The 15,349-nt window shown below is 38.8% G+C and carries 10 protein-coding genes; 6 read left to right on the forward strand and 4 right to left on the reverse strand.

The genetic code is table 11. The features are described from left to right. The first annotated feature begins 1 nt into the window (after position 1). The 3 genes from UABAM_RS16915 (at position 2) to UABAM_RS16925 (ending at position 5,268) form a co-directional block, all read left to right on the forward strand. Positions 2-1,726: an ABC transporter ATP-binding protein gene (locus tag UABAM_RS16915; protein WP_151969189.1), complete on the forward strand. Its 1,725-nt coding sequence runs from the start codon at positions 2-4 to the stop codon at positions 1,724-1,726. An 84-nt stretch (positions 1,727-1,810) separates the two neighbouring features. Next, positions 1,811-3,166, forward strand: coding sequence for a hypothetical protein (locus tag UABAM_RS16920; RefSeq protein ID WP_151969190.1), 1,356 nt, complete (start codon positions 1,811-1,813; stop codon positions 3,164-3,166). Positions 3,167-3,234: 68 nt separating this feature from the next. Beyond that, the gene (locus UABAM_RS16925; protein WP_151969191.1) at positions 3,235-5,268 is read left to right on the forward strand and encodes an FHA domain-containing serine/threonine-protein kinase; all 2,034 of its coding nucleotides are present in this window, start codon (positions 3,235-3,237) and stop codon (positions 5,266-5,268) included. A gap of 37 nt (positions 5,269-5,305) precedes the next feature. Here the strand turns inward: UABAM_RS16925 and UABAM_RS16930 are convergent, their stop codons facing one another. Both UABAM_RS16930 and UABAM_RS16935 read right to left on the reverse strand, forming a co-directional pair. Then, positions 5,306-6,517 (reverse strand): DUF4331 family protein, encoded by a 1,212-nt coding sequence (locus UABAM_RS16930; RefSeq protein WP_173013372.1) that lies wholly within the window; start codon positions 6,515-6,517, stop codon positions 5,306-5,308. 70 nt (positions 6,518-6,587) lie between these two features. Continuing rightward, a complete protein-coding gene (locus tag UABAM_RS16935; protein WP_151969193.1) occupies positions 6,588-8,288 on the reverse strand; it encodes a serine hydrolase in 1,701 nt (566 codons plus the stop codon). 304 nt (positions 8,289-8,592) lie between these two features. Between UABAM_RS16935 and UABAM_RS16940 the strand changes: the two genes are divergently transcribed. Continuing rightward, the gene (locus UABAM_RS16940; protein ID WP_151969194.1) at positions 8,593-9,345 is read left to right on the forward strand and encodes a sulfotransferase family protein; all 753 of its coding nucleotides are present in this window, start codon (positions 8,593-8,595) and stop codon (positions 9,343-9,345) included. Between the two features lie 11 nt (positions 9,346-9,356). Here UABAM_RS16940 and UABAM_RS16945 read toward each other — a convergent pair whose 3' ends face one another. Further along, positions 9,357-10,130 (reverse strand): metallophosphoesterase family protein, encoded by a 774-nt coding sequence (locus tag UABAM_RS16945; protein WP_151969195.1) that lies wholly within the window; start codon positions 10,128-10,130, stop codon positions 9,357-9,359. Between the two features lie 239 nt (positions 10,131-10,369). Between UABAM_RS16945 and UABAM_RS16950 the strand changes: the two genes are divergently transcribed. Beyond that, positions 10,370-11,800, forward strand: a complete 1,431-nt coding sequence (locus tag UABAM_RS16950) for a sigma 54-interacting transcriptional regulator (RefSeq protein WP_151969196.1) — start codon at positions 10,370-10,372, stop codon at positions 11,798-11,800. 8 nt (positions 11,801-11,808) lie between these two features. Beyond that, the gene (locus tag UABAM_RS16955; RefSeq protein WP_151969197.1) at positions 11,809-12,978 is read left to right on the forward strand and encodes a serine/threonine protein kinase; all 1,170 of its coding nucleotides are present in this window, start codon (positions 11,809-11,811) and stop codon (positions 12,976-12,978) included. 87 nt (positions 12,979-13,065) lie between these two features. Here UABAM_RS16955 and UABAM_RS16960 read toward each other — a convergent pair whose 3' ends face one another. Further along, positions 13,066-15,306: a hypothetical protein gene (locus tag UABAM_RS16960; protein ID WP_151969198.1), complete on the reverse strand. Its 2,241-nt coding sequence runs from the start codon at positions 15,304-15,306 to the stop codon at positions 13,066-13,068. Positions 15,307-15,349: the final 43 nt, after the last annotated feature.

Here is a 15,349-nt window from a genome sequence, read left to right on the forward strand (position 1 = left end):
TATGCGAGAAAATAAGATGATTTCCACCTGGCGTAGTATTAAAGCCATCACGACGTACCAAGATAGAAAATATATATATTTTTTAGGGGGGCTATCCTTCTTGGTGTCCATCATCGAGTCTATTGGAATTTCTTTGGTGGTGCCATTTATTGCCCTTGTTCAAAGACCGGATGTTATTTTTACAAATCGTTATTTTTCAAAATTTGCCACAACATTTTCTCTCGACACAAAGCAAGTAATTGTGTATTTGGGGATAATACTCATTGCTTTCTACATTGGGCGTGCGTTGTTTAACACGACCTACTATTTTTTACTACATAAATTCAGTTCGGAACAAAAACATAAAATAACCGTGGGACTCTTTTGCCACTATTTGCGCATGCCCTACAAGGATTTTTTAGAGCGTAATTCTTCTGTATTGATGAAAAACATAGATATAGAAGCTGCGTACGCCACACAACTTATACTACACTTTCTCTATCTTTTTTCCGAGTTTTTGACTATTTTGCTGCTGTATAGCATTCTTATCTATGTGAATTGGCAAATTACAGTTTTCCTGACCATCGCACTTGTTGTTCAGATATTCTTTCTAGAAAAATGTATTTCACCACTGGCCAAAAGCATGGGGGAACAGCGTACTAGAAATAATAAAGTGTTTTGGCGGGTCATGAAAGATAGTTTCGCCAATTTTAAAATGTTAAAAATTTTATCGCGACAGGAAAAAACGATACAACAAATTGAAAATGTAAGTAAAAGTTTGTCGCGATCCAATGCCGTGGGAAACAGTATTGGTATTATTCCGCGTAATTTTTTAGAAACCACCGGAATTGTGGTGGTAATTACTATTATGATTTGTAGCGTGTATTTTTATGGCAACGCCACTTCCATTATCACCACCATTTCGATCTTTTTCTTGGCACTCTATCGCATTTTACCTGCACTCAATCGCATACTCACCTCTTACAATCAAATACTATTCACGTATCCGTCTTTAGAAATTATTGCCGATGAATTTGCAAAAAAGTATGACGATTTACCTGACAATTCCATTGAGTTTACATCGCAAATTGAATTGCGAAATGTTTGTTTTCACTATGCGAGTGACAAGCCTATCTTGCAGGATGTGTCTTTTTGTATCCCCAAAAACTCCAAGGTCGCATTCGTGGGGGAAAGTGGTAGTGGAAAAACAACGCTTATTGATTTAATAATAGCACTTTATACACCTAACGGCGGGCAAATATACATTGACAATGAAGAGTTGACCCCCGATTTTTATTTAAATTGGCGCAAAAAAATTGGCTACATTCCCCAGGACATTTATCTATTCGATGGTACTCTTGCACAGAACATATCATTGTGTTTACATTCTGATGAAGCACGAATTATACAAGTGCTACATCAAACTAATCTATTTGAATTTTTCGCTTCGCGAGAAGGTTTAGAAACCAAAGTAGGCGATGGAGGGGTAAAGCTAAGTGGTGGGCAAAAACAGCGTGTGGGTATTGCCAGAGCCTTGTACAATGATCCCGAAATTCTCGTGTTGGATGAAGCCACTTCCGCACTTGATGAAGCGACAGAGAAAAAAATTATCGATGAGATCTACAACATAAGTAAAAATAAGACAATTTTTATCGTGACTCATCGCTTAAGTACAATTCAAAATTGCGAATTTATCTATGAAATTAAAAACAGAAATGTCAGAAAATTTGTTTTGTCATCGGATTAATAAAAAAATGCTGGGAAAATGGCGGGGGATTACATATAATAAAGCTTCATTAGTTTTTAAAAACTATTAGGGGAGATCTTCAATATGCAACAAAAATTAATCTATATTTTTATTGTGCTCTTCATTTGTACCTCAGCACTTATGGCGGAAGAATACGACATCCCCGAGTTCAAAAAGGTGGACAAAAAAACCAAGGGAAATCATGTGTGCCAGTATCCCATACGCCCATCGACATCAACCCTATTTTTTGTTTCTTCCTTCGCCAATCCTGGTTCAATGGAAATAGAGCCAAATGACAATACTATTAACGCGAATCCAGCGATTACTTCCTCTGGACAAAATTTAGATGTTTCTGGTAATCTAACATCAGATGACATTGATTCTTACCGTTTAGAGGTAACAAAAGGTGATGTGGTTGGTATTGCAATCAAAGGAAATGGCCTTGACACTGTCGTCGGAATCTACGATGCAAGTGGCAATGAAATTATTTCCAATGACGACCACAGCGGTGTAGCAAGTTTCTATCCTGCTGGTTCACCATTACCATCTCCGACATCAACTGAAAATTCAGCTTTGACATGGATTGCTCCCGAAAACGGCACGTTTTTCGTTGTTGTGAAAGGTTTTGATGAAAGTGTTTCTGGAGACTATACTCTTGAAATTCGCAACACACGACCTTTTCTCGAAACACAACCTCGTGGAACAAAACAAATTATTTTTCTCGATTTTGATGGCGAGTCGATAAACTCCCGAGAACTATTTGGCCAAGGTAAGGCGAGTGCGACCTTGTCTCCCATGGTTGATTTTTTAACCAACTGGGGATTGACTGCGTTTGAAGAACGCCAAGTGGCCGACGCTATTATCAATACCATCACACAAGATCTAGAAAAACTAAAAGCGATCAATCCTAATGCTGATTTTGAAATTCGCAATAGTTATGATCATCCTAATGATTTTGGACTTCCTCATGTGTCACGAGTTATTATTGGTGGAACAATAGATCAAATAGGCTTTCCTACCATTGGAATTGCCTCGTCTGTTGATCCAGGAAATTTTGCCACTCAAGATACGGCGGTTGTTCTTTTGGATTTATTAAGTGCTCCTGCTTCTGACCCAAACTCTATCAATAGTTTACCTTTAGCACGAGGTTTTTCAAAGGTGAATGCTGTTGGTCTAGTTGTGGGTAAAATTGCTTCTCATGAAATTGGTCATTTCTTGGGGTGTTGGCATACGAATAATCAGAACAATGCTCATTGTATTATGGACCAAGGCGGAGATCTGAAAAATAGTTCTGGAATTGGAAACGATAACCAACTGGGTTCAGGTGATGACAAAGCGGTTAACTTTGCTAAAGACATCTACATGGAAAATGAAGGTATCGCAACAGGTTCCGAAAACACAGATATTCGCGCAGCATATGCACTTTCTAAAGGAAAATAACTAAAAAAGATAGCTCTCTGAGCTATCTTCATTCAACCGAAAACTTCCTTTCCTCAAAGGCTAATTGTATGGATGTTTTGAACTTTTTTTGTCCAAATTGCGGTAGAAAAACTACCATAAAAAAAGAATTTTCCCCTATGGGTAAAAAGAAGAAATGCAAGGGGTGTGATCATATATTCCCGCTTTCTTCAGACACAATGCGCATACGAGTAGTGAAGACAAACTCTCTTTTGAATTCGTCTCCTCAGTTAGGGCCATCAAAACAACCAGATTTGAATCCATTTAATTCCACGCAGATAAAAGCACCTACAACACGAAAAGCGTCCCCAAGCTCTACCATTAAACCAACAGAGCGTAGGGTACGTGACTTCAACTCTACACAAATAAAGCCACTCGTGCCAGAAACGGAAAGTAAAGTAAGGCGAGAGTCGCAAAAGCTTGACAGCACGATGTTTGGCAAAAAAATTGTCATACAGTGTCCTCATTGTGACAAGCAATATCGTATACGCGTCTATCGTGACCTTGACCGATATGCGTGCACGACAACAGGAAAAATATTTACCCTAGACGATGTACGGTCTATGAAAATTGTCGGTGCACAAGAGAGTAAAAATACAAAAGACGCACAGCTTGTAACAGACTCTGGCACTGCTGCCAAGACCGCTGTGGATTTCAATGTGCAAAATGAAATAAATAAGATGCAAAGTGGCGTTGTCAACGAACAAACGATGACCGATCTCAACTTACAAGATACGAGTCGTAATGAAGTAACATCGGCGATGCAAAGTAAGTTAAAAGAGGCAATTGCAAAAGAAATGACGGTGGATTTAGCAAATTTACCGCGTGATGAAGAGGTCGATCGCGAAGATAAGAAAAAGTTGACAGAAAAGCAAGTGGTCATTGCTGATAAGTATCAGATCCTCGGCGAAATTGGGGCGGGAGGATTTGGCAAAGTCTATATGGCCTTCGATAAAACCCTACATCGTTATGTCGCAATTAAGTTAGGTGTTGGCCTGTCGCCAGAAGAGGCGAACACCCTTTCAAAACTAAATCATAAAAATATTGTCCAGCTGTATGATTTCGGAAATTATGAAGGTAAACTGTATATTGTGATGGAATACATCCAGGGGATGAATATCTGTCAGTATATCAATAAGATGAAAGTTCACAAAAGAAGCGAAGCAGAGGTCTCTTTTAAAATATGTCAATTATTTAGTGATCTCTGTGAAGTCCTTGCATATTTACACAACAAAGGAGTTTACCACGCAGATATAAAACCCGAAAACATACTAGTTTCTACTTCGGGGACAATAAAGTTAATTGACTTCGGCGAGACAAAAAACTTTACCTATAAATACGCGGCTCCTGAACGGTTTGAGAATAAGCCGCCAAGTGTAAAGAGTGATATTTATTCCCTTGGAGGGGTGATGTATGAAATTCTTACAGGTAAAGTTCCCAACCAAGGTTCGCGTTTGGTGGAATTGATTTACAATGCCGCATTACAAAAACAATTTCCTGAGAATTCTCCTGTAGATCGCCGATTGCAAAATATATGCTTACAATGTTTGAGTCCTGAAGAACAAAGATACGACAACGTAGATCAACTACGTCTTGACTTGATGAACTATGTTGCAGACAGGCAAAAAGTGAGCAGTGTGCCGCACTTGTACATTAACAGCTGTAAAATCATGGTGCCGCTGACACGAGAAAAAAACTATATTGGGCGCGCCCTAACCAACGATATTATTCTTGATGACGATGGAATTTCTCGTATTCACTGTGTTATATATATTTCAGGCAACAAAATTTCCGTTGAGAATGTTAGCAAAAATTTCGCCATTACTGTGGGTGAACAAAGATTGAGTGCTGGTCAAAAAACAAATATTACCCAAAAAACATATCTCATTATGGGAAAATATCGCTTTACCTTTGTTCCCAAGCAGTTGCAGAAGAACGTATTGCAGACCAACGAACAAAGTTACACAATACAACAATCTCTTGACGAAAAGCCCATTGCACTTAAGGACGATGATTTTTCCGACTTTTTTCGCGAGACCGGTATGGGTTGGGAAATTACAGGAGACGGGTTTAGTACTGAATAATAAAGAGAGAGGAAAACTCTCTCTTTATTCGTAGTTGTTACTCAGGTGTTCCAAGGTATGGAAATGTGTTGGTCGCAGGACGCGGCTGCGCTTTGATACCATCACCACGATGTGGCTTTTTGCGATCAGGTCCATTGATCAAAAGAGTTAACATTGCATCGACAAAATCTTCATTGGGTGTACGCCCACCGCAACTAGTGTGCGATCTATTTTCATATCTTGCCAATTCAATTTCAAAATAATTTGCTGAGTTCACGTCACCGTGTTTTGAAGTATCCACCATCAAGAAATCATTCATGAAAATGTCTGTAAGTGGGTGAGGTGACGGCCAGTCCTTACCATTGGAACTGAATCCTGTATCTTTCAAATCCATATTTACAAGACCATCTTCTATTGTCTTGCGATATAAACCTGATTTACTTTTTGTAAGAGCAAAGCTATTGGCTTCATTATTCCATTGTTTTTTTACAGCGTTGAGTTTTTCATCAGATATGCTGAACTTTCCCATGATGAAGTTGGTCACTTCGGGACGTCCTACACGATCGATACTAACCATTACTTTTTCCGTTCCCGAAAAAGTAACTCTTTGTGTGTGAGCTGCAATTCCAAACATTGGGTTGGCATTTTTGCCAAAGAGTTGTTCCACATCCAACTCTACAACTATGGCAAGTACATTGCTATAGGCAAGAGCGTTTTTGGGAATGATTCCTGGAAATGGAAAACCAACGTCATCATAGCTTACTGTACGAAGACGATCCATACCTACGCGAATGGGGTCGAAGAAAAACGGATCTGCGCGATGTCCGGCAAAAAGACGAACGGCAGGGTTGTTTCCACCACTTAGGTCATTGACAACAGTGTTTGTTCTGCTGATTTCCTGCTGTGGCGAGCGAAGTACAACGCAATCAACATCTTGTCCGCCTTCGCGATTTGTACGAAAGTTGCACTTGACGATAAACTCTTCGCCTGTAGTTACAGAAAAATCTTTTCCAAAACCATTTAGGCCGAGACGACGTAAATGGAAACTGTACTCTACCATCTCCGCAAACTTAGATTCAGGTTTCGCGCTTAAGTGCACAGTCATCGCTAATACCAAAGTTGTTTTATCCCCAGTCTTTTTTGGGAAAGCAAACAAGTCAGTGATATCTGCTGCTGCTAAATCATTTTCAAATGGTGTATCGACATGATCTGTAGCGAATACAGTCGTCGCAAATACACATAAAATAAGTAAAACAATATATTTAGTCACAATGACGACTCCGTTCATGATTTTTAAGTTAGTAAATATTCACCATCATAACAAATTAAATACCAACACACTACTTAATTTTTATCGCAAAGGTTTCGCGTTTGTTTTGGTGAAGAATTAGATGCCTAATTTGTTGCTGTTTATTACGATGAAAACTGAGTTGTGCGTTCACTACTGTTAAGTAAAATTTATTTTGTGACATAGGAAATAAGTCGTATTCTTCTTGGTTAGTGACCTGAACAGTTAGGTGATTGTCTTTGCAACGAATTATTATGAAAAATGTAGGAGCAAGTTGATATTTGCCCACATAGTCTTGCAATACTTTTGCGTCTACTTTTATTGGTTCGAGTTTTATCCCGCTTTTTTCTAAATTGCGACGTGCATCTTTAAAGCCTGGGTGAATTTCTAGTGATTTGCGGTAGTTTTCAATTGCTTTTTTTGTGTCACCTTTTTTCTCGTAGGCATTTGCTAACATATAGTATGCAATAAAAGAATCGGGAAACTCATCGATCATTGATTGGGTCATTTGAATGGCGGGTGATGTTTTGTCATTATCTAGAAGGTAATTGATGATCGTTTCTAATTCTTGTTCTCCCCACCGGTAGTTCTGCTGTTCTGAGTCTTTTAGTTGCTGGTATTTCGCGTAGATATCTAAATTTTTATCTTTCATGGCAATGAGTTTACGTGCAATGGAAATTCGCGGAAGATTGTGTCTTTTTTCATAAAGAGCATCTTCCAATGCACGGCGTACAGAGCGAAATGTTTCACTGACATTTGATAAAAAAATAATCGTGTTATTTTCTTCCACATCACGGGTAATATTGGTGCGGAATCCAACCCATCCACCACTATGACTAACGCGTTTTTTACCTGTGGGACTTTTACTAATTCCCCAGCCAAATCCATAACCAGTTTGCGAGCCGTCTTGCAATTTTCCCGAGGTAAAAACTTCAGCTAATAGCTTTTTACTTAATAACTTCTCTGTGTATAAAGCACGGTCCCATTTAAGTAAGTCCTCTAATGTGGAATAAATCCCACCATCTCCAGCAATACCATTTAAGAAGTGGAAGTCATGTTCGCGAAAAGAATCGTCGGCATTCCAGTAAACTCCATATACTCTATTTGTCATTATATCTTTTCGCAGAGGACTGTATACTAAAGAGTTTTTCATATCTAAAGGTGTAAATATGTATTTTTTGACAAACTCGTGGAATGGTACTTGGGCAGCACTTTCTACGATGGACGCGAGTAGTGCGTAACCAGTATTGCTGTATTCCCAGCGTTCTCCTGGAGTAAAATTTACAGGGGGTTTGTGTTTCGCAAAAAGAGAAATAATATCGTTATTTGTGGCAATTTTATCTTTGTCCCAATGCGACTCGAATAAGTACATATAATCCGCAAGACCTGAAGTATGATGCAACAGATGGCGAATGGTAATGCCTTTATATGGTAATTGCGGTAAGTATTTCACAATATCATCATCATATTTCAGTTTTTGCTGTTTGTAGAGAAGCACAATCGCCATTGCCGTAAATTGTTTTGAAACAGAAGCGAGACGAAATTGTGAGTTTATTGTTAATGGCGTACGATTTTTAAACTCAGCATAACCAATGGCATTTTTGTAGATAACTTTGCCATTTTTCACAATCAGAACATTACCATTAAATTCTCTGTTGTTGTGACTGCGATGTAAAATTTCATCAAATCTATTTGACTTGGTTTGCGCAAGTAGTAAATGTGACAGTAATACGACAATGATTAAGTATCGCAACGTAAATCTCCTAACGGAAGTTTCAATAGATTTTTTTATAATTACGGCTTATCCCGATCCCGGACAAGTCGTATATAAATTTTTATTATCAAGTTATCTATCTTATCATAGATTGAAGTTGATATGAAGTTTATTGACCTGTCGCAATTTTGTACGACACTCTGAGTTCACCTCGAACTGTTAACGCTTTCCCATTTTTCCATCCATCGTTACATATTTTCGTTTTTCATTTTGGAAACAAAATTGTAACAAAAGTTATTTTTTGTTATAATTTGTACTTAACATTCATTTTGATGAGGTATAAGTGAAAAGAATACATATTGTAGGATGTCCAAGAAGCGGTACGACCCTTATGCACCAACTGATGTCCACATGTTACGAATCTAGCGGTTTTTGTAATTTTGAGAAGGGAATTTTTAAACGAGTAGACGCTTCTCATTCTATTTATTTTAGTAAAAAACCTGACGATCTGCATATTATCGAATACGTACTAAAGAAGAAAAATAATGTGCATGTTATCTGCATGCTACGTGACCCACGATGCGTAGTTAGTAGCATACACTATTCAAATCCTGAAGAATACTATTGCGATTTTTGGATGTGGGAAAAATGCTATGACGTTATGCAAAAGATACGGCAGCATCCAAAAGTATTAATTATTCGCTATGAAGATTTACTACATACCCCTGATAGCATTCAACGAAAAATCCAAAGTTTTTGTGAAGAATTGGTACAAAAATATTCATTTGTGGACTTTGACAAATATGCCACTCCTTCATTAGAATCTCTTAAAGCAATGAGAGGTCTGCGTTCCTTAGATACAAGTAACATTCAATCGTGGATGAAGCATTTACCTAGAGTAAAGCAACAATTGAAAAGATATCCGCAAATGCAACAAATGCTAGAACTAAGTGGTTATGAGAAAGATAGTTCATGGCAAAAGCATTTAGACCATGTTGAAACTAGCAATATTGGTAGTTATAAAAAAAAGCGTGGTATCCTCAAGGATCTCGAGTGGCGTATACGTTATCGCTACAAAATATGGCGAATGAAGTAAAGTCGTTTTGACTATCTACCATATTCTAGACGTTCCGCTAAGTAGTTGTCTAATTCAGGGACTGTGAGTATTTGCTGTTGCGTTGTTGTGAAATCATATGGAATTCGATGGTACTCAATGGTTTCTCCATCGAAGGTTACATATGAAGAACGATTATCACGGTCGCGGGGTTGTCCTACGGAACCGACGTTGCATATTATTTTTTGTTGGGGATGGATATCCCACTTGTAGTCAAAGTTTTCAGGATAAAACCATTCGCTTTTATCGGTAATAATTCCAGGAACATGGGTATGTCCGATGAAACATATGTGTTCGACCATTGCAAAAGCTTGTTGAATTTTTTGGGGAATTTCCCCAAAAACATCTTCGGTGTCTTGTTTTTGTAGATACTCCATCGGGTCATGTGGGCAACCGTGAATGAATAGTAATCTATCAATGGTATGCGAAATAGGAAGATTGCGTAAATAGTCCCAAATTCTTTTTTTCCTAGATAAACCATCAAAAATACCCGGGCGCATTAATTTCCGTGTCCATAGCATGGCATTTTTTGCCGCTCTTGTCACTCCAAAAGGGCCTTCGATAACACCTTCTTCATGATTACCTTTTATGATAACTTCGCAATGCTTCATTGCTTTGTAAAAACATTCCACAGGATTAGGCCCATACCCTACTACGTCACCTAAACAATAAATGGCATCGACATTGCGTTTGGCAATATCATCTAAAACGTTATCAAATGCACAAAGATTACCGTGAATGTCTGAAATAATGGCTATTTTTTTCATTTTTTTATCTCCTTGAATGATGACAGGCCCTAGATGAATCTACATCTTGGGGTGCAAATCACAAACTATGTGAGCCAGACATAGGCAATAAGAATGCCAAAGGTTTTTCTTTTTTTTAGAAAGAGTTTAAGCTTATACAAAATAAGGGTTTCCGCAAAATAACTGTTTTCTATTCTGTGCCGAACTGCTAAAATACGATCACAGTTATTGTGGTAGTGAATCATAGAAATGGTGATGAGATGCAAAAAGTATTTGATGAGTTTTGTTCTAGGGAAAATATACGTTCAGTCCTTTGTGTTTCCGTTGATAGTGATGTGGTATATGAGTACAATTTTACCGATGAGGAATCACTGCGTAAACAGGTCTCCCATCTTCTCAAACGCGTGATGCAGTTAAAAGAACCCGAGTACTGTGAGGATATCGCTGCGGATAGTCTGTTCAAAAGTATGAATATTGCAGGAGCTTTTGCATGCCTACCTTTGGTTATAGAGCAAAATATTGTGATTGGCGCTATATATATTGCCTCCTTTGAGGCGATTCCCTCGCAAGAGGTCGAGCATTTTATTGCAATGATATCGCATAGTTACTATGAAATTTTGCGCCAAAAAACCAAGGTGGAGGTTGAGTCACAAACTAGTGGAGTTTCGCAGCGTCTACAGCGTTTTCTCAGTATGGGAATGAGCTGTGGTGGGAAAAAGATCGTTGGTATTGACCCTATTATGGAAGAGCAAGTTTTTAGTGCCATTGAGATGTACAAAACACAAAATTGTTCTCCGGTACTCATTTATGGTGAGAGCGGGACAGGCAAAGAACTGGTTGCCAGTGCGCTGCATTATCGCAGTGAAAGAGCCAAGGAAATATATCTTCCTTTTAATTGTGCGGAGCTTTCCAGTGCCGACCCCCAAATGCAACGTATTGAACTGTTTGGTTGTGAATCGGGGGTTGCAACAGGAGTTGCTGCTAGGCAAGGTCTTTTTTCTTTGGCGGATAAAGGTACGCTATTCTTAGATGAGATTGGAATGTTGAGTTTAGAAGCGCAAGGACAATTACTGCGCATCCTAGAAGATGGAAAGTTGCAACCTCTGGGAAACAAAGAATTTCAACAAGTTGATGTGCGATTAATTTGTGCCAACAATAAACCACTACAAGAGTTGGTGGCGAAAAAAACCTTTCGCGCAGATCTATTCTATCGTCTTTGTTCTTTCATCATCAATATACCGGCTCTAAGAAATAGAGGAATACACGATCACAATTTATTAATAGATTATTTTATTGATGAAGAGAATAAAATCAATAGCGCTGAAAAAACGATAAGCGATGCTGCGCGTAACTTACTTCACGTTCATCATTGGCCTGGCAATGTACGTGAGTTGCGCGCTACGGTACGCCGTGCATATTACAAGGTTCACAAAATGCGTGGTAAAATAAAGCCCTCTCATATTGAGTTTGTTACGCATGAATTCCATGAAGACGATACTTTCCCAAGGCTTTTCCCTGGTGGAGGAACCTTAAAAGACATTGAGTACCAAGTTTTTTTGCAGGCGCAAAAGTGGGCCCAGGAAAGTCCCCGAGAACGTACACAAAACAAGACAGCGCAAATGTTAGGAATTCATCCTAATACCATGACGAAAAAACTACGCGAATATAAAATCACTTGGCCAAAAAATTAGGGACGAATATGCTTTTTGGACAAATTGCACTCAAAAAAGAATGGATTACTTCACAGCAGTTGGAGCACGCGCTTGATGTACAAAAAAAGAAACGCGGTTGGCTGATTGGGGAAATTTTGTGTTTTTTGAATTATATGGAAGAGAGCCAAGTTCAGGAAATTCTTGGGGAACAAAATTTTGCGGTAGAAAAAACGGGCCATGTCCAATTTGGACGTTATCGTATCATTGGTGAAATTGGGCGTGGTGGCATGGGACGCGTGTTTAAGGCTCACGATCCACAGCTTGATCGCGAAGTCGCTTTAAAAGTTCTAAGATATGGTGAAGGAGCTAGTGATAAAGATATTGAGCGTTTCTTGCGAGAAGCGAAAACCACAGCGAAATTACGTCATCCAAATATCGTTGCCTTGTATGACATTGGCAATGAAGATGATCAAAATTTTTTTATTATGGATTTTATTTCCGGGGTATCGTTAAAACGATTTGTGCAAAACTACTCTCTTACGATTTCGCAAATAGTCTCCATTATGATTAAGGTCGCTGAGGCAATTGGTTACGCACATAGTTGTGGAGTAATTCATCGCGATTTGAAACCTTCTAATATTATGCTTACGGAAAATCGCGAACCAAAGGTGATGGACTTTGGTTTAGCTAAAATTTCGGCTCATGAGAGCATTTCTAAAACTGGAGATGTTCTTGGTACGCCCGCTTATATGTCGCCTGAGCAAGCGAAGAGTGAAATTATTGACAAAAGAACGGATATTTATTCCTTGGGGGTTACTCTTTACGAATTGTTGGGGGGGCGTCCCCCTTTTGTGGGGTCTTCGTATCTTGATGTGTTATACCAAGTTGTACATCACGAACCTACACCTTTGCGCAGTTTAACGTCACAAGTTTCACCTATTCTCGACGCAATTTGCCTAAAATGTTTAGAAAAAAATCCACGTAAACGTTACCAAGACGCCGCAGAACTCATCGCCGATTTACAAAACTTTTTAGATAATAAACCCGTATTGGCAAAGCTGAGTAAATGGCGTTATGTGAAAAAATTTTTGTATAGTAAAAAGACATTGTTGGTGATGATTTTTTTATTAATGGTTGTTGTTATTGGTCTGGCGATTACTGTGATACGTCAAAGAGAGATGATTACCTACTATCAGCAAATGATCAAAGAAAAATAAGCTAGTGGGCCATCCGATTTGCAAATCGGATGATCCACTAGTACTTTGAAACATTAGAGTTACTTGTAGCTACAAGCACTTAGAAAGTTAAGCTTGTTTTTGCTTTTTTAGGTAAGAAGATAAAATGACCAACCATATAGCAAAGGCAATCCATGTAAATATACCCATTGCCATCAAGTAACGACTGATTTCGTGGATAATCCAATGGTTGTCAGTAAGTATGCGCAACTCAATATTTTTTTCCAGTTCTTGGGTTTTTTGCACAATCTGACCGTTTTTGCGAATAGGGTATTGCACTGTTACGTATACTTTTAGTGGAATATTCTTTCCCATAAGTTCGCGATTATCTACGATTTTGCTGTGTATGTAGACAGAAAACGGTTGCAACTCAGCGTTGACATTTGGGGTAAGTTTTCTCTTATCCTTTTCAAAATTCCAAGTTTTGTTTGCCGTATTGAAAGAAGTGGCGATTCTGATACCATCTTTTGTGTACGTTTGTTGCGGAATGTAAGATTCAAAAACCGGAACAGGGCTGGAAGCCGAGACCGTAGCTTTTGCTGTCCACTTACCACTAATAGATTCTTCTGGGCCATTGATCTTGAGCGAAATTTCGGTATTTACTCCGGCAAACTCTACTTCTTTGTCGCCTATTTTACCACCTATCGAGTAGTGTCCCGCGACGCCAGCAATGATGGACATCGCTCCAAAAATAACAAGAAACGCGCTAAACTTGAACCACAGTTTTTGACTGACATCATTGACTTCTACATCAATTTGCTCTGTAGATTTCGGGTCGTCTTTTTCCAATATACTATTATCTTCTTCGCGCAGGGCGACATCACTTCCATCGTGAAAACAGGTTACGATCATTTCTGAGTGTTGTTGTGCACGGCGTATGATTTCGCGGTTGTTTTCGATAACCGAAGGAACTAACTCTTCTTCTTTAGATTCTTCCTGTGCGGGTTCGTCTTGTATTTCGGTATTCGTGACATTTTCGTTAGTGATCGGCTCCGCTTGTTGAGAGACTTGTGGCTGCTCTGTAGGGGTTGTTTCTTCTTGTTCTACGCTAGAGCTTACCTCTACTTGTTGCATGGCGGCAACATCGGGAATTCCACTGTTTGGAGCAATCGCACTACCATCACTTTTCTTTGTGGGAAGGTTTGTAAAAATTCCTAATAAAAATACGGCGCTCACCCATAAACTAATCGTGGATGCTATTGCCCAAAATATAAGTAAATTATCTTCAAAAGTGCGTGTATAGTTACTAATACCAGCCATATACATTGCTTCTGTCATTTGACAGAACAAATGCAGAAGTAAGAACACGGAAATAAATAGTAAACCAGCGATTTGTTCACTTTGAAAGCTAAGCCAAGCGTTTTCGTGACTCAGGAAATTATTTACAGTTTGATTTTTGGGATATGCTTTGGGGTTGCGTGCATATGCGATAAAATTCGACATGGATGGGGTTCGCGCTTGGCGGTCTAGTGCCATAAGGTAACGCGGAGTAGTATTTTCCTGTTGAGCTTTGCGTTCAAGTTCACGCACTTCTTTGGTAAATTCTCCTGCCGCTTCGACGTTGTTCGTTGTCAAAGTTTCACGGTATAATGGGAAAACTACCCAAATTAAATTCATTGTCAAGATGAGAACAATAAGAATCAGAGGGTACTTCCAAAAAGACTGCGAAGCTATTTGTAATAAATTTACAATATCGATAACAGGGAAACAGTAGCATGCAATCTGATACACAATAACGATAGGTAACCATTTGAGCAGAAGATAATAATATTGATAGTATGGGTTGTCGCTAACTTTCATTTTATCTTCCACGGAACCCATCAACGATGTATAACTATTTGCTACATCTAGGCCAATTTTAAATCCAGGAATCATCCCACAAGAAAAAACCAGCCAAAAGTAGTTGTCGAAACCAAAAATTGACAGCAAAAAAGGGGGAATACCCGCGAAAATAATTAGAGTAATTGTGCTGCGAAAGTCGATAAAGCACAACAAACCACATATCAAAAATAGCGAACACATCATAATAAAGTTCCAACTGTATGACACATTGACAATTGGTTTTAAAATGAGAATGGTAATCGCAAATACCATCATCGCCAATAGTAGTCGTGGACGGTGAACAGTTTTGTCTTTTATTTCGCCATATGTGGTTAATCGAAAGGGGATGGGCGCTCCTACTTTCACTGGTACAGGATCTTCAGAACGTACAGGAATGAGTAGAGGCGTCTTTTTTAAGTAAGAAGCTGCAAAGGCAAAAGCAGCACCTGTTGCCATTGCAACAATTAAGATAACAATATCGATTATCATAGATTTTCTCACAAAAAGAATAGAGTGTCATAAATCACAGGTG

This window comes from Candidatus Uabimicrobium amorphum, from assembly GCF_009002475.1.
In the GTDB taxonomy this organism is placed as follows: domain Bacteria; phylum Planctomycetota; class Uabimicrobiia; order Uabimicrobiales; family Uabimicrobiaceae; genus Uabimicrobium; species Uabimicrobium amorphum.